This is a genomic window from Methylobacter sp., from assembly GCF_036845245.1.
Classification (GTDB): Bacteria; Pseudomonadota; Gammaproteobacteria; order Methylococcales; family Methylomonadaceae; genus Methylobacter_A.
On record NZ_DAIUEH010000018.1, the window covers coordinates 1 to 16,712 of the forward strand.

A 16,712-nucleotide genomic window follows, 5' to 3' on the forward strand; every position below is an offset into this window, starting at 1 on the left:
CAATGATAAATTTAATGCTCGGACGACTTTGTGACTGACTTTTAAAACACGCACTAAGTCTTTTGCTGGGTCTAATTTGTATTCTGAGCGAATTGTTGCAAGTGGCTTTTTGTGATGAACATGAATAAAGCCTTCACCCATGAAGCCGTATTTATCCTTAAAGTTCATAGTGCATACGGCACAGCTATAACCATGTTTAGCAAGACAAGCTGCACGGGCATTTTGGTCGCGTTCATATGCGTTAATTGTTATTTTTCGTACCGCGCCCTCAATATAAGGAAGCCCTTGTGGGAGCGTTTCAGGAAATACCAAATCAGGGGATACGTCTTTACGTTTCGCATAATCAGGTAATCCATCTAAACGCCTACGTGCTTCCTGAAGCTCAATATCGGAAAAGAGAGATGAAAACTCTGTCCGAAGAACGAGAGTTTCGACACTTATATCGACACGACCCACATCAATTAAAGCCTGAAGACCACTTTGTATTGAGTTGTTTTTGCGTGGCAACAACATACGATGAGCATATTCTAAACCACCATGCTGTTTTACTGCCCGTAAAAAACGTCTTGCCCAATAGCCAGCTTCTTTACCGGCTTGCTGGTAAATTTCTAGCATCGCTTCGTGAAAATCGTTTTCAATCGACATGGTATCGGTTCCTAATTACAATTATCTATAAATAAACACTTTATGGTGTATATCAAAATTTCGAACACTGCTTAACACCGCTCTGTTTTTTATTGCCGCCTGAGTATAAACAATTCCTCTCTAGATAAAAAACTAATTACACAAAACCTATCCCCTATCCCAGCAAATTTGCTTTATCCACTCCACCCCTTATAATCATCCCAGCTTTCAGGTTCCGGAGGGTTTTTCAAACCCAATGGTTAAACGGGAAGTCGGTATCCAAATCCGACGCTGCCCCCGCAACGGTATATAAGTAAAGTTTCATCGAGATGCCACTGTGCTTACGCATGGGAAGGTGATGATTCAGGTTAACGCCACTTATAAGCCCGGAGACCGGCCCGAAAGTTTAATTCGGTACAGCGGAGGGCTGTCAGCGAAAACGACAGCACCACTTCCTCTCGTTTTCTTTTGTCCTCTGTTGTGTAAATCAACCATTATGCGCGGGAGGCGCAAGAGGATACACATGCAAAAAATCATCTTCGATTCATTATTACTGACTGGTTCCGATACCCAGTTACACACGCAGGAAACTCCGCGAAACATTCCCAATATCGTTGTTAAGGAAACCTTACAAATTAAAACGAGAGAGATACTATGAAAAATGTAACCCTCATTAGTTTTAATCCGCAGAAGCGCCTTCTTTCCTTGGGATTATTCATATTACTTTCTTGCTCAGTCTTTAAAATTCCAACACTTCTTCTTGCCGTTAATAGCGATTGGAGTCATGGTTTTCTTCATCCGCTGCAAGGATGGGATCATCTTCTCACCATGGTTGCGGTAGGTATTTGGGCGGCTCAACTACGTGGACAAGCCATCTGGATGTTGCCGCTTGCGTTTGTCAGCGTCATGAGTCTTGGCGGGCTTGCCTCGGCAGCAAGCTTGGCTATTCCCAGCGTGGAAATCATGATTCTTCTTTCCGGGCTGGTATTTAGTGTGGTTATCGTCGGCAAAGTACGATTCAGCGCCCGAATCAATGTGTTGATCGTGGCATTCTTCGCCTTTTTCCACGGCTATGCCCATGGACAGGAAATGTCGGCCTCAGCAAGCCTGACCTCGTACACCGTCGGCTTTGTATCCGCAACCTTGTTATTACACTGTGCAGGCATATTAACAGCACGTCTGGCTGTTTTGATCTTTGCTCTTTTGATCGGCAGCAACGCTAATGCCCAGGAAAAGAAAGATTCGACGGCAAATACGGCTAAAGACGCTGTAAAAACCGAATCGCAAACCGATAAAAATAAATCTGTGACGCTTGATGAAATGATCATTACCGGCCGGAGCGATTCCCAAGTGGGCGTTGCCGACAGCGCCTCGCAAGGCAATATAGGCCAAGCCCAGCTTAAATACCGGGCGATAAGCCGACCGGCCGAAGTGCTGGAAACGGTCCCCGGCCTGATCGCCACTCAGCACAGCGGCGAAGGTAAAGCCAACCAGTATTTCTTGCGCGGATTTAACCTGGATCACGGCACCGACTTTCTGACCCAAATTGACGGCGTACCGGTTAACCAGCTATCCCATTCGCACGGACAAGGCTGGACTGACACCAACTTCCTGATTCCTGAATTAATAGAAACGCTGGAATTTAAAAAAGGCGGTAACTATGCGGAAAACGGGGATTTCTCCAGCACCGGTTCGGCGAATATCCATTATTTTAAAGAACTGCCGCAAGATATTATCAAGTTTACCGGCGGCAGCTTCGATTATTACCGAGGCTTGGCGGCTGGATCTCAAAAGCTGGGCGACGGCGTGTTGTTGTATGCCGGAGAAACGGTACACAATAACGGGCCGTGGACAGTAGGCAATGATTATTTGAAATTTAACGGCATGTTGCGTTATAGCGAAAAACATGGCGATCGGGACTGGAATATAACCGGCATGGCTACTCAATCCGATTGGAAGTCCACCGATCAGATTGCTCAACGCGCAGTCGATCAAGGGCTCATTGGTCGGTTCGACGCCATCGACCCGACCGACGGCGGCAACAGCCAGCGTTACAGCCTGACCGGTGAATGGCATCGCCAGGATGCCGACAGCGAAACCAAGCTTATCGCTTACGGGATATATTCCAAGCTGAACCTGTATTCGAACTTTACTTATTTTTTGGATAATAACGAATTCACTAATCCTGACGGTTGCGCGGGCTTAAACGCCGGGCAGCTCGATCCCCGCCTGTTCAATAGCTGCGGCGACCAATTCGGCCAGCCCGACGATCGTTGGACCACAGGTTTTAAAGGCAGCCATACCCTATTCCATAAAATCGGCGCTGCCGATTCGGATACCACGTTCGGCCTGCAAATTCGTAACGACAATATTCAAAACGCTTTAACCCAAACCCACGCCCAAGTGCAGTACGGCGTTACCCGGCAAGACACGATTACGGTAACCAGCATTAGTCCGTATGCGGAAAATAAAACGCATTGGAATGATTGGCTGCGCACCAGTCTGGGCCTGCGTTTCGACGGTTTTCGCTTCGATGTGAGAAGCAACCGAAGTCAAAACAGCGGCGAACGCTATGACGGCTTGGTCAGCCCCAAACTGGGCATTGTTTTCGGTCCTTGGGCGGACACGGAGTTTTACCTGAACGGCGGCCTCGGTTATCACAGCAACGATGCCCGCGGCGTGACCACGCGTGTCGACCCGGTCACCGGCAGCGCAACCGATGCCGACGGCAACCTTATTACCCGCGCTACCCCGCTGGTGCGCACATACAGTTCGGAAATAGGCGTGCGCTCGACCTGGATCAAAGGTTTGCAAAGCACGCTGGCGATCTGGTGGCTGGACATCGATTCGGAACTGCTGTTTGTCGGCGATGCCGGAACCACGGAGGCCAGCCGGCCCAGCCGCCGCTACGGTCTTGAGTTTGCCAACTACTATTCGCCAACCGACTGGCTGACTTTCGATGCCGACGTGAGTTTTTCCCATTCGCGCTTTCGAAACAATGTTGAAGACATGGGTAATTACATACCGAACTCGGTCGCAACGGTAATCGCATCGGGCGCGACATTTCACGACCTGTGGGGCGGCTTTTTCGGCGGACCGCGGGTACGCTATTTCGGCCCTCGCGCGTTGGATGAAAGCGGCGACGTTCTTTCAGCCCCAACCCTGCTGCTATCCGCGATGTTGGGTTATGAAGTAAACAAGAACCTGAGCGTTCAGGCTGAAGCCTTTAACCTGCTGAACCGTAAAGACGCCGGCATTACTTATTACTACGCGTCCCGCCTGCCCGGCGAAAGCCGGGACGGGGTTAACGATTACGTGTTCCATCCGGTCGAACCGATCAGTTTCCGTTTAGGTTTTACGGCGAAATTCTAACGTGCTCTTGAAACCTTACGGCATTCGTTAAAGTCTTTTAACATTTTCTATTCGCCGCGAAGACACGGCTGATACGAAATTTTATACTGTTTATACGTCTGTTAAACGCCAAGCCCTCCGGTTTCGCCGGAGGACTTGAGCTTCATGCCCGACGCCAGGACGAGGCATATTCAAGTTTTACATATAAACGGTTTGAACTTATCCTAAAGCCGACCTTAAAGTCTTGGCGGCTTCGATCATACCGGCTAATGACAGCCTAACCTCTTGCCACTGCCGGGTTTTTAATCCGCAATCGGGATTGACCCATAACTTGCCGGACTCTATTCTTTCCCCCGCTTTTTTCAGCAAAACGACCATGTCTTCGGTTGTCGGCACGTTCGGACTGTGTATGTCGTAGACGCCGGGTCCTATTTCATTCGGGTAATTGAAATCGATGAAGGCATCCAGCAGCCCCATATTGGAACGGGAGGTTTCGATGGTAATTACATCGGCATCCATGTCGGCAATAGATGTAATAATGTCATTGAACTCCGAATAGCACATGTGCGTATGAATTTGCGTGCCGTCTTTTACGCCGCTGGAACAAATCCGGAAAGCCCGCACCGCCCAATCCAGATACTCGTGCCAACGCGATTGACGCGGCGGCAAGCCTTCCCGGAAAGCGGCTTCGTCGATCTGGATAATCGGGATACCGGCACGTTCCAAATCGTTGACTTCCTCGCGTATCGCCAGGGCCAATTGATAAGCGGTAATTGACCGTAGCTGGTCATCCCGAACGAACGACCAGTTCAGGATTGTTACCGGACCGGTCAACATGCCTTTCATCGGTTTGTCGGTCAGCGATTGGGCGTACCGGCTCCAACGCACGGTCATCGGTTTGGGCCGACTGACATCGCCGTAGATGATCGGGGGCTTGACGCAACGGGAACCGTAAGACTGCACCCAGCCGTTGGCGGTGAATAAAAAACCGTCCAGTTGTTCGCCGAAATATTCCACCATGTCGTTGCGTTCTCCTTCACCATGCACCAGCACATCGAGTCCCAGGCTTTCCTGTTCCCTGACGCAGAACGCTATTGTTTGTTCCATTTGCCGAACATAGTCGGCTTCAGTGATTAGACCGCGTTTAAAGTCGGCGCGTGCCTTGCGGATTTCCGGCGTTTGCGGGAACGAGCCGATGGTCGTGGTCGGATAAGCGGGCAAGTTGAGTTTGGCCCGTTGCTGCTCCCGCCGCACCGGGAAGGGATTCCGGCGTTGCATCAACGAGTCGTCGATGTTCGCGAGTTGCGCTTGAACCGCCGGATTATGAATCCAGCCGGACTCACGGCGCGAGCGGACAGCGCTCTCCGATACGATTAAATCGGGTTCTGCCGCTTCCGGCTCTTCCAGCGCTAAACGCAAGACTTCCAACTCCCTGAGTTTTTGTCTTGCGAACGCCAGCCAGGATTTGACCGCCGGATCTAAAGCGCTTTCGTGTTCCAGGTCAATCGGCACATGCAGCAAGGAACAGGAAGGCGCCAGCCAAAGCTCGCCTTTAAAGCGTTTTTGTACCGTTGAAACAGTTGCCAAAGCGGCGTTTAAATCGGTCCGCCAGATATTGCGTCCGTCGATCAGTCCCAATGACAGCACTTTGTGATTGGCGAAGTTGTCTAAAACGGCTGTCAACTGTTCGGGCGCCCTGACTAAGTCGATATGTAAACCTGCGACCGGCAGCTTGCAAGTGAATGAAGTATGTTCGCCCAGTTCGCCGAAATAAGTGGCAAGAAGAATTTTAACCGGACAGCTTTGCAGCCGGTTATAGACCAGCTCAAATGCGTTTTTCCAGGCATTAGGCAAATCAAGCACCAGAATCGGCTCGTCGATTTGGACCCATTCCACACCTTGATAAGCCAAACGCTGAAGGATGTTGCCGTAAACCGGCAGCAAGCGCTCCAATAACTCGAGTTTATTGAAGTCGCCGGTCGTTTTCGCCAGCCATAACCAGGTCAGAGGGCCCAGTAAAACCGGTTTCGGCTGATAGCCCAATGTTTGCAGCTCGCGGGTTTCATCGAATAGTTTTGAACTGGACAATGCAAATTGCTGATCCGCAGTCACTTCCGGCACCAGGTAATGGTAGTTGGTATCAAACCATTTGGTCATTTCGCAGGCGCGAAAGGAAAGACCGTCGCTTCCCTGCCCTCTAGCCATTCTGAAATAACTGTCAAGATCGATAACCGAGCCGAATCGCTCCGGAATAACGCCGAGCATAACGCTGGTATCCAAGACTTGGTCGTAATAGGAAAAATCACCGACCGGAATAAAATCCAGGCCGTTATTGGCTTGCAGTTGCCAATGGCGTTGCCGCAGTTCGGTGGCGGTCGCTTGCAAGGCCGCGTAATCGATTTCGCCATGCCAATAGCGCTCCAGCGCAAATTTCAACTCGCGGTTTTCGCCCAAGCGGGGAAAACCGAGGTTATGAATCTTAATCATCAATACTACTCCCTATCAGTTAAAAATAAGAACAGCATTGTAGGGCTTGTTATTTGTGAAAAATATTGATAGTTTTTCACTATTTCATGAGGAAAATTCATCGATATGGAACTGATCCACTTTCGTATTCTATTGGCGCTTAAACAACGCGGCACTTTGAATGCTGCATCGGAATCGCTGCATTTAACCCAATCGGCTTTATCGCACCAGATGAAAAATCTGGAACAGCGCTTGGGCATCGTGCTCTGGCGCAAACAGGGGCGCACCCTGGTGCTGACCCAGGCGGGCAACTATCTTTCCGATGTCGCCGAATCGGTGATCGCCACCGTTGACTCCGCCGAACAGCACCTGAGCCTGCTGGCCGCCGGAAAAACCGGCAAACTGATTATCGGCATCGATTGCCACGCCTGTTATGAATGGTTTCGCACCATTCTCCAGCCTTATCTGCAAGCCTGGCCGGACCTGGCTATCGAAGTGACATCCCGCTACCGGTTTAATTCGTTTGAGGCGATTCAACAATACAAGCTGGATGCGGTGTTGACTTCCGACCCGGTGTTTAACGGTGTGCTGCATTACCAGCCGTTGTTCGATTTTGAATTGGTGCTGATTGTTGCCCGGCAGCACCGGCTTGCCGGAAGTCAGCCTATTGCGCCGTCCGAGCTGCGGCAGGAAACCATTCTGACTTACCCGGTCGAACGCGAACGCCTGGATATGTTCAGGAAAGTCCTGCAACCCGCCGGAATCGAACCGCTCGCCCATGTCACCGTGGAAGAAACCGACATCATGCTGCAACTGGCCGCCAGCCAACGAGGCGTGTGCCTGCTGCCTGAATGGTTATTGGCCGATAAAGCCAAAAATCCGGATGTGGTCAGCCTGAGGTTTAAAGACTTGCCGTTGACGAAAACCATGTATCTGGCAACCCGTCACGAAGACGTGCAGCTGGAATATATCCATTGGCTGATCGAGCATGCGCAGTCCAAGACGATTGTGCTTTAACTTCTAATTGATGTAATACACTGCCGTTAGATAGGCCGGGAATATCCGCCGTAGGGCGTGCCGTGTGCGCCTTAACTTTACCAAGACACGGCACGCCCTACACTCGTTTATCGATACAGAGCTGAGGCGAAATGGCTTAATCCCAACTGAGCGCACCGCCGGTCTGATACTCTGTCACCCGCGATTCAAAAAAGTTTTTCTCTTTCTTGAGATCCATCATCTCGCTCATCCACGGGAAAGGATTGGCGGCGCCCGGATACAGCATGTCCAGGCCGATTTGCTGACAACGGCGGTTGGCGATAAAGCGCAGGTATTCCTTGAACATGGCGGCATTCAGGCCCAATACGCCGCGCGGCATGGTATCTTCGGCATAACGGTATTCCAGTTCTACGGCCTGCTGCATCAATAGCTTGATTTCATCGCAGAACGTATCGGTCCACAAGTCCGGGTTTTCAAGTTTAATGGTATTGATCAGATCGACGCCGAAATTGCAATGCAACGACTCGTCGCGCAGGATGTATTGATACTGCTCCGCCGAGCCCTGCATTTTGTTCTGCCGCCCCAGCGCCAGAATCTGCACAAAACCCACGTAGAAAAACAAGCCTTCCATGATGCAGGCAAACACAATCAGCGAACGCAATAATTGTTGATCCGCCGCTAAGGTGCCGGTTCTGAAGGCCGGATTAGTCAAGGTATTGATAAACGGAATCAGGAAATCATCCTTATCCCGAATGCTTGGAATTTCCCGATAGGCATTAAAAATTTCGCTTTCATCCAGGCCCAGGCTTTCGACAATATATTGGTAGGCATGAGTATGGATGGCTTCTTCAAAACCTTGCCGCAACAAGTATTGACGGCATTCCGGTGCGGTAATGTGACGATAGGTGCCCAACACGATATTGTTCGCGGCCAGTGAATCCGCTGTGGTAAAAAAACCGAGGTTGCGCTTGACGATCAACCGTTCGTCTTCGCTCAGCGCAGTGCTGTCTTTCCACTGCGCAATATCGCGGCTCATCGAGACTTCCTGCGGCATCCAGTGATTTGCGCAGCCCGCCAGGTATTTATCCCACGCCCAATGGTATTTGAGCGGCACCAATTGATTGACGTCGGTTTGACCGTTGATTACGCGCTTATCGTTGGCGTCAACGCGGCCTGATGCAGAAGGCCGGTTGGCCGCAGGCTGCTCCGAAACGGTTTTGGCAACGCGGGCTTCCGGCGCTGGAGATTCATCTTCGACAAAAACTTCTTCAAATGACAACATGGCATTTCCTTGTTAATTTGGGTTACTGGCAGGCTTCGCAGCCCGGATCCTCGATCAAGCACTGCTTGGGCTCGGGCATGACGGATGAAACCGAATTGAGTTCACCGCCCGCCCCGGTCGATTTCTCGGCCGATGTTGCCGCCAGCGAACGCAGGTAATAGGTGGTTTTCAATCCGCGTAGCCAGGCCAGCATATAAATGTCATTCAACTTTTTGCCAGAAGGAACCGCAACATAGAGATTCAGCGATTGCGCCTGGTCTATCCATTTTTGCCTTCTGGCCGCGGCTTCTATCAGCCAGACGGGATCGATCTCGAATGCGGTGGCATAGAGCCGTTTAAGTTCGGCCGGAATGCGCTCTATCCGGGCCAGCGAGCCGTCGTAATACTTGATGTCGGCCACCATCACTTCATCCCACAAATCCAGCGCCTTAAGGTCGTTAACCAGCATTTCATTGACCACGGTAAACTCGCCGGACAAATTGGATTTCACATACAGGTTTTGGTAGTCGGGCTCGATGCCGGCGGAAACGCCGACGATATTGGCAATCGTGGCTGTCGGCGCAATCGCCACGCAATTCGAGTTGCGCATTCCGACTTGTTGAATGCGGGTTCTCAACGAATCCCAATCCAGCGTGCTGCTGCGATCCACGTCCAACTGCCCGCCGCGCGCTTCGCTCAATAGATTCAAGGTATCCGGCGGCAAAATCCCTTGATCCCACAAACTGCCCTTAAAGCTGGAATAAGCGCCGCGTTCCCCGGCTAAACGGCTGGATGCCGAATACGCGTGATAACAGACAGCTTCCATCGTTTTATCTGCGAACTCGACGGCCGCCGTTGAAGCGTAAGGAATTTGCATCGCATGCAGGCAATCCTGAAAGCCCATAATGCCCAAACCGACAGGCCGGTGACGGAAATTGGCATTGCGCGCACTGCCGACCGCATAGAAATTGATGTCGATTACGTTATCCAACATCCGCATGGCCGTCGCGATCGTGGCTTTAAGCTTGGTTTGATCCATCACCGGACGGCCGTTACTTCGACCGTGCTCAGTACAGGTTTCTTCTTTCAAATGCGCCCTTAAATTTACCGAACCCAGGTTGCATACCGCAATTTCAGTCGCGGAGGTATTCAGCGTAATCTCGGTGCAAAGGTTAGAACTATGTATAACGCCGGCATGCTGCTGCGGTGAACGGATATTGCAGGCATCCTTAAAGGTAATCCAGGGATGGCCGGTTTCGAACAGCATCGACAACATTTTTCGCCACAGTTGCAAGGCCGGAACACGCTTGAACTGTTTGATTTCACCGAGATCGGCGCGGCGTTCGTACTCGCAATAAGCGGTTGCAAACGCGTTGCCGAACTTGTCGTGCAAATCCGGCACATCCGATGGCGAAAACAAGGTCCAGTCGGTATTGTCGCTAACACGCTGCATGAACAGGTCCGGAATCCAGTGCGCGGTGTTCATGTCGTGGGTGCGGCGGCGGTCGTCGCCGGTGTTTTTGCGCAAATCCAGGAATTCTTCGATGTCCAGGTGCCAGGTCTCCAGATAGCCGCAGACCGCGCCCTTGCGCTTGCCGCCCTGGTTGACCGCGATGGCGGTATCGTTGACCACTTTCAGGAACGGAATTACGCCCTGGCTCTTGCCGTTGGTGCCTTTGATCCGTGAACCTAATGCCCGGACCGGCGTCCAGTCATTGCCTATGCCGCCGGCATATTTTTGCAATAAAGCGTTTTCCTTGATGGCCTGATAAATGCCGTCGAGATCGTCGCTGACCGTGCTGAGATAGCAGGATGAAAGCTGCGCATGCACGGTGCCGCTGTTAAACAAGGTCGGCGTGGAACTCATAAAATCGAAGCTCGACAGCAGGTTATAAAACTCGACGGCACGCTGTTCGCGGTCAATCTCGTTAATCGCCAAGCCCATCGCCACGCGCATGAAGAAGATTTGCGGCAGCTCGATGCGCCGTTCCTCGATATGCAAAAAATAGCGGTCATAGAGCGTTTGCAGGCCGAGATAGCCGAATTTGAAATCACGGTCAGCCGTTAATGCATTGGCTATCTTGGTCAAATCGAACTGCGCCAGGCGCTGATCCAACAGGCCCGCTTCAATGCCCAGCTTGATATAGTGCGGAAAATAGCCGGTATAAGCGGATTGCATCGCGGCCTGATTGACGCTTTCGCCCAATACTTCAAAACGAATCGAATCCAGCAGCAAACGCGCCGTGACATAATTGTATGCCGGTTCGCGCTCAATCAGGCTGCGGGCGGAAAGAATCAGCGCACGGCGCACTTCGTTGAACGGAATGCCGTCATAACAATCGCGAACGGCCTGCTCCACCACGATTTTCGGGCTAACTTCAGCGCCCAAGCCCAGACAAGCTTCAGTCACCGTTTCGACCAGCCCGGCAACATCCAACGGCTGCCGGTTGCCGTCAACCGTAGTATGCAATTGCGGTGTATCGTGCGCTTGCCCGGCACGCTCGGCGGCATGTTTTTCCCGGTACAGCACATAAGCTTTCGCAACGTCGTGCTCGCCGGAGCGCATCAACGCCAATTCAACCTGGTCCTGAATATCTTCTATATGTACCGAACCGCCGGAAGGCAGGCGGCGCATCAATGCGCTGACAACCGTCTGCGTCAACACAGTCACCTGTTCGCGCATCCGGCTGGACAGGCCGGTTTGACCATGCTCTACCGCCAAAAACGCCTTGCTGATCGCAATGGATATTTTTTCAGGATTGAATGCGACAGCCGCACCATTGCGCCGAATCACTTGCAGCACAGGTAAATTCGATGAAGGCGGCTTCGAGGTTGGAAATACGCCGGACGGCGCAGGGATTACAGTATCGTACATGGATAGCTCCTTAAGATTAGGAGCGGGAATGGCTTGGACAGACGCGACAATCCGGCAACCCTTTGACACGGTAAGTTATCGAAACTTATGCATAAAGCGGCACTGAACAGTGCGCCAGTCTTAAAGACCAGCATGGCGGAAAGGTGGTATGCGAGAAAATGACCTTTCCATCTGCCGAGGACACCCCGCCTCAAACGTGTTAATAAAAATATACGGCAGGTCTCCTGGCTCTCGGGTCTCCGCATGTTGTCGGCCTTCCCAAGTCAATATTATTCATGACTCAGTGGCATGGTTGACAACATACTCTCCGATTACAGTTGCGGGGGCAGCTCCGGCTTTAAGATAACTGTGTCTGTTAATCTGTCACCGGATTCCCTTTTATCTCAGCTTAAACGTCAGCATGAGAACCGTATGGAGATTAAAATAGCATTGATAATTTATCTGTGTCAATAAAAAATACACTATATATTGATATTATTTTTATATTTATATCAATATATAGTATGTATAAGAATATAGGGTAGCTGGCCGCGGTTGTGTAAGAACCGGATACTCGGGCATTATCTTTATATCGAGTAAAAAAGCTTCGCTCAACGCAATCCGCTTATTCCGTTCGGCAAGCTCATAACAGGCTGAGACAGTGGACTCTATCCCGGAAATCCTTTTAGGATAAAGAGGCGTTACATGTTTTGTGATCATGATCCGCTCATAAAACGCTTACTGACCGAGACTCGATGAATCGGACGCAGCCATCAGTTTCGGCATCGGGAACTACCGGTAAATTTGCTTTATCGATATAACTCCCTATAATTGCGCTCTGCTTTCAGGTTCCGGAGGGTTTTTCAGACCCAATGGTTAAACGGGAAGTCGGTAAGGTTTAGGCCAAATCCGACGCTGCCCCCGCAACGGTATATAAGTAAAAGTTTCATCGAGATGCCACTGTGTTCACGCATGGGAAGGCGATGATTCAGGTTAATGCCACTTATAAGCCCGGAGACCGGCCCGAGAGTTTAATTCGGTACAGCGGAGGGCTGTCTGCGAAAATGAAAGCATAGCTCCGTGTCATCTCTCGTTTTCTATTGTCCTCTGTTGTGTACTCACAACCATTATGCGCGGGCGGCGCAGAGGACACACATGCAAAAAATCATCTTCGGCTCATTATTAATCACGGGCTTTAATAGCCAGTTACAAGCGCAGGAAACTCCGCAAAATCTTCCCGATATTGTGGTTACCGCAACCCGTACAGAGACGGCTAAAAATCAGCTGGCGGCTGCGGCGACCGTCTATACTCGGAAAGATATTGAACGCCTTCAGGCTAAAACCTTGCCGGAACTATTAAGCGGTACTACCGGCATCGACATAGTGGAAAGCGGCGGCTACGGGAAAGATACCAATATCTACATGCGCGGAACCAATTCCGATCATGTACTGGTGCTGATTGACGGTATCAAAATCGGCTCCGTTACCTCCGGCACCACGCCTTTTCAACTTATCCCTCTGGATCAGGTCGAGCGGGTGGAAATTATTCGCGGCCCTCAATCGAGCCTTTACGGTTCGGAAGCAATCGGCGGGGTTATCCAGATTTTTACCCGTAAAGGTAAACAGGAAGACAAGCCCAGCGTCACTTTGGATGCCGGCGGCGGCTCTTACGATACTTACCGCGCTTCCGGTTCTGTCAGCGGTCAATGGAAAAACAGCTGGTATAGCTTGAGTTCATCGCAGTTCGGTTCTCAGGGATTTAATTCGCGGCAACCGACGCCGGGGCCGTTCGGCGTTAATCAGCCGGACAAGGACGGTTACCTGAATACGGCACTGAATGCCCGGTTAGGCCATCGTTTCGATAACAATGCCGAAGTTGAGGCGTTTTTTATGCGGGCTGAGGGAAAAAACGAATATGACGGCACTTTCCAAAATAAAACGGAGTTTGTAGAACAAACCGTCGGCACGACAGCCGGCATGAACATTGTCGATAGCTGGCGTTCACTACTGCGCTTGGGACAAAGCCGCGACGAAGGCGATAACTTTGCGCCCGACGGAACATTTTCCAGTAAGTTTAACAGTACCCGGTGGAATGCCAGCTGGTTGAACGAGGTCGCCTTGTCCGACGCCCACCAGTTGGTTATCGGCTCCGATTACCGGCTGGATCAAGTAGACAGCTCAACCGCCTACAATGAAACTTCCCGTTATGATGCGGGCATTTTTACCGAGTTGCACAGCCGCATTCTGGACGACCATTTTATCAACGCATCGTTACGGGGGGATAAAAACGAAGCCTTTGGCGAACAGGTGACCGGCAATTTCGGCTGGCGTTATAACGGAAAGTACGGCATCAGTCCATTTGCCAGCTTTGGCAATGCCTTCAAAGCGCCGTCATTTAACCAGCTCTATTTTCCGGGATTCGGTAATCCCTCGCTGAAAGCCGAACAATCAACATCTTTCGAAGCGGGATTGGCCGGTGACCATGATTGGCTGCAATGGGAAGTTCGCGGTTACCATACCAATATCGATAACTTGATCGTGACGGTAACGAATCCTGCAACTTTTCTATCCAGCGCGGAAAATATCGGCAAGGCCCAAATTGACGGCATTGAAGCTGAAATCGGTACCCAGTTGATGGGCTGGAACAGCAAGTTGAACATGAACCTGTTAAGCCCTAAAAACCGGGAGTCTAATATGCGACTGCCGCGCCGTGCGGAAAAAACCTTATCTTACGATTTATCACGCTCGTTCGGACAGTTCGATCTGGGCGCTAAGGTGTTGGCTCAAGCCGACCGTTTTGATGATGCGCTGAACAAAACCAAAGTTGCCGGTTATGTGACCGTTGATTTACGTACAGCCTACCATTTAAATAAAAACTGGATGTTGAGCGCAAAATTAAACAATCTGCTGGATAAACAGTATCAAACCATTAACACTTACAATACCGCAGAGCGGAATTTCTTTCTTTCAATCCACTACAACAACTAACCTTTGGAGAAACACCATGAACATAAAACAATGGCTGCAAGTCGAGTATTTACCGATTCCGTTGATCGCGCTGATGGTGCTGACGCGCTTTCACCACTTTGGCGACGTATTGCATCTGCCCGATGCCTCGTTGGCGGTTTTTTTCTTTGCCGGTTTTTACCGTAAAAAGGCGCTGTTCATCTTCTTGCTGGTTATGGCGGGATTGATTGACACCATCGCCATCGCAAACGGCACCAGCAGCTGGTGCGTGTCGCCTGCTTATGTTTTCCTGATCCCTACTTATGCGGTTATGTGGTTTGCAGGCCGCTACTGCTCGGCATTTAAATCGCTCAAAATAACTGAACTGGCAACGCAGTTTGGTGTGGTGACGCTGGCGGTATCGGCTGCATTTGTCATTTCAAACGGCAGCTTTTATGTGCTTTCAGGCCGTTATCCGGATTTATCCTGGGGGCAGTATCTTGCACGTGTAGCTCAGTATTACCCGCCTTATGTCAGCTCTGCCCTGCTCTATGCGGTTTTGGGGTATGGCGTTATGAAGCTGGTCAAGGCATTGCCTGCTTTGGCGAGTAAACACGAGGAAATTTAAAATAAACACGTGGTTGGGTTAACGACTCGCTCCCGAGAGTATTGTCGTTAACCCAACATCAGGCCCAAAAGATTGCGGAGTCTAGGGTTCAGATTTATTACCATTGTTTGTTGTGAGTATTCATGATCAAATTACCCATACTTTTTTGTGCCGCCACCTGGATTTATTTTAGGACGAACTAAATTTACGCAATAGCATGAAACAACAATGATTTTTAATTTTTAAAAATTATTAGACAAACAAATGACGCAATGTTTTACGTCTATTAGGATGTCTAATATTAGTTGGGCATAGTATGGAGAAACACATGGATTCACCTGTTTCCTGCCGTGAAACTTCCAAAGAAGATATTCCCGAGGTGCTCCGCCTGTATGCGCAGCCTGATCTCGATAATGGAAAAGTGCTTCCTTTGCCTGAAGCAGAACGTCATTTTGAACACATCGCGGGTTACCCCGACTACAAAATCTACATCGCGTCCTGTGAAGGACGAGTTGTCGGCACTTTCGCTCTGCTAATTATGAACAACCTGGCCCACATGGGCACCCCCTCGGCCATCATCGAGGATGTTGCCGTTGATCCCGAGTGGCAAGGGCGTGGAGTGGGCAAGCTCATGATGAAATATGCCTTCCAGATATGTGGAGAAAAGGGCTGTTACAAAGCGGTACTTTCCTCCAACCTTAAGCGTGAGCGGGCACATGCATTCTACGAATCACTGGATTTCGAACGTCATGGCTATAGCTACCGCATCAGCGCCCAACCCAGCAGTCCACCGGACGCGCCGCAAGCGGCACTCCGGTGACTTTCGACATTGGTTGCATGAAACGCAGTATGGAAACTGGCACTTGCTCGCTTGATGCCATTCGAGCATCCGATTTATCGCAAGTCGCTCGTTTGTTCAGCGATCCTGCTGTTCGCTCTTTTCTGGGCGGCCCATTGAGTGCTCCCGTGGCAGAGCAGCGCGCCAGCGAGCTATTGACGCAAGCCGTGCCAGCCATGGTTTGGGCAGTACGGCAAACATCAGAGGAGTCCAATTCTCTTCTTGGCGTCGTGTTGCTTGATAGACACCACGATCTCGAAGACTTCGAGGTTTCCTACCTCTTCCTGCCAGAGCACTGGGGTCGTGGATATGCCACAGCCGCCGTTCAGCAGGTCCTGGCATACGCCTTTGGTGTTGCGGGCCATCAGAGCGTGGTCGCCGAGACGCAAACGGCCAATATTTCATCAGTCCGGCTGCTTGAGCGTCTTGGCTTCCGCCAACTTCGCCAAGTCACGCGTTTCGGCGCGGAGCAGAGTATCTACGTTGCAGAAAGCTGTAAGCCGGGTGATTTGTAGGGTGGATCGCCGCAACTGCGAACGGCTGTCATCGGCATTGTGCGTCGATTGGCAGTTTGCTAAAGCGAAACCGCCCTACAAATCACCCGCTTTCTGTTCGCCTTCTTTAGATCCTCAAGCAGGGCGGGGTTTCAACCCCGCCCTTAACATTTCTGCAATGCCTGAGCTAAACGGTTACACTTATCCAGTGTACAAGGTTTCTAAACCTCGACCCGCGGCGTTCGAGATGTAAAAAAGTTCGTAACCACTTAGGA

10 protein-coding genes and 3 riboswitches are annotated in these 16,712 nt (G+C 50.7%); of the genes, 6 read left to right on the plus strand and 4 right to left on the minus strand.

The window, feature by feature from the left end:
* The coding region (locus V7051_RS09535; RefSeq protein WP_333874793.1) for an HNH endonuclease at positions 1 to 645 on the minus strand (645 nt) is incomplete at its 3' end.
* Positions 646 to 837: 192 nt separating this feature from the next.
* Positions 838 to 1,040, plus strand: a riboswitch (cobalamin riboswitch).
* Between the two features lie 238 nt (positions 1,041 to 1,278).
* Here V7051_RS09535 and V7051_RS09540 point away from each other — a divergent pair.
* A complete protein-coding gene (locus tag V7051_RS09540; protein WP_333874792.1) occupies positions 1,279 to 3,996 on the plus strand; it encodes a TonB-dependent receptor domain-containing protein in 2,718 nt (905 codons plus the stop codon).
* 198 nt (positions 3,997 to 4,194) lie between these two features.
* Here the strand turns inward: V7051_RS09540 and metE are convergent, their stop codons facing one another.
* Positions 4,195 to 6,462, minus strand: coding sequence for a 5-methyltetrahydropteroyltriglutamate--homocysteine S-methyltransferase (gene metE, locus V7051_RS09545; RefSeq protein ID WP_442919646.1), 2,268 nt, complete (start codon positions 6,460 to 6,462; stop codon positions 4,195 to 4,197).
* Between the two features lie 105 nt (positions 6,463 to 6,567).
* Between metE and V7051_RS09550 the strand changes: the two genes are divergently transcribed.
* Positions 6,568 to 7,458 (plus strand): LysR family transcriptional regulator, encoded by an 891-nt coding sequence (locus V7051_RS09550; RefSeq protein WP_333874790.1) that lies wholly within the window; start codon positions 6,568 to 6,570, stop codon positions 7,456 to 7,458.
* Between the two features lie 136 nt (positions 7,459 to 7,594).
* Here the strand turns inward: V7051_RS09550 and V7051_RS09555 are convergent, their stop codons facing one another.
* Both V7051_RS09555 and V7051_RS09560 read right to left on the minus strand, forming a co-directional pair.
* Positions 7,595 to 8,719: a ribonucleotide-diphosphate reductase subunit beta gene (locus V7051_RS09555; RefSeq protein WP_442919645.1), complete on the minus strand. Its 1,125-nt coding sequence runs from the start codon at positions 8,717 to 8,719 to the stop codon at positions 7,595 to 7,597.
* A gap of 22 nt (positions 8,720 to 8,741) precedes the next feature.
* Positions 8,742 to 11,573: a ribonucleoside-diphosphate reductase subunit alpha gene (locus V7051_RS09560; protein ID WP_333874789.1), complete on the minus strand. Its 2,832-nt coding sequence runs from the start codon at positions 11,571 to 11,573 to the stop codon at positions 8,742 to 8,744.
* Between the two features lie 197 nt (positions 11,574 to 11,770).
* Positions 11,771 to 12,000, minus strand: a riboswitch (cobalamin riboswitch).
* 381 nt (positions 12,001 to 12,381) lie between these two features.
* Positions 12,382 to 12,593: riboswitch (cobalamin riboswitch) on the plus strand.
* A 114-nt stretch (positions 12,594 to 12,707) separates the two neighbouring features.
* Between V7051_RS09560 and V7051_RS09565 the strand changes: the two genes are divergently transcribed.
* The 4 genes from V7051_RS09565 (at position 12,708) to V7051_RS09580 (ending at position 16,458) form a co-directional block, all read left to right on the plus strand.
* Entirely contained in the window at positions 12,708 to 14,540 is a 1,833-nt protein-coding gene (locus V7051_RS09565; protein ID WP_333874788.1) for a TonB-dependent receptor domain-containing protein, read from the plus strand.
* Between the two features lie 16 nt (positions 14,541 to 14,556).
* Complete coding sequence (locus V7051_RS09570) at positions 14,557 to 15,126, plus strand: hypothetical protein (RefSeq protein ID WP_333874787.1); 570 nt, start codon at positions 14,557 to 14,559, stop codon at positions 15,124 to 15,126.
* Between the two features lie 307 nt (positions 15,127 to 15,433).
* Entirely contained in the window at positions 15,434 to 15,925 is a 492-nt protein-coding gene (locus tag V7051_RS09575) for a GNAT family N-acetyltransferase (RefSeq protein ID WP_333874786.1), read from the plus strand.
* Positions 15,922 to 16,458, plus strand: a complete 537-nt coding sequence (locus V7051_RS09580; protein WP_334181138.1) for a GNAT family N-acetyltransferase — start codon at positions 15,922 to 15,924, stop codon at positions 16,456 to 16,458. The genes V7051_RS09575 and V7051_RS09580 overlap by 4 nt, the downstream gene beginning before the upstream one ends.
* The last annotated feature ends 254 nt before the right edge of the window (positions 16,459 to 16,712 follow it).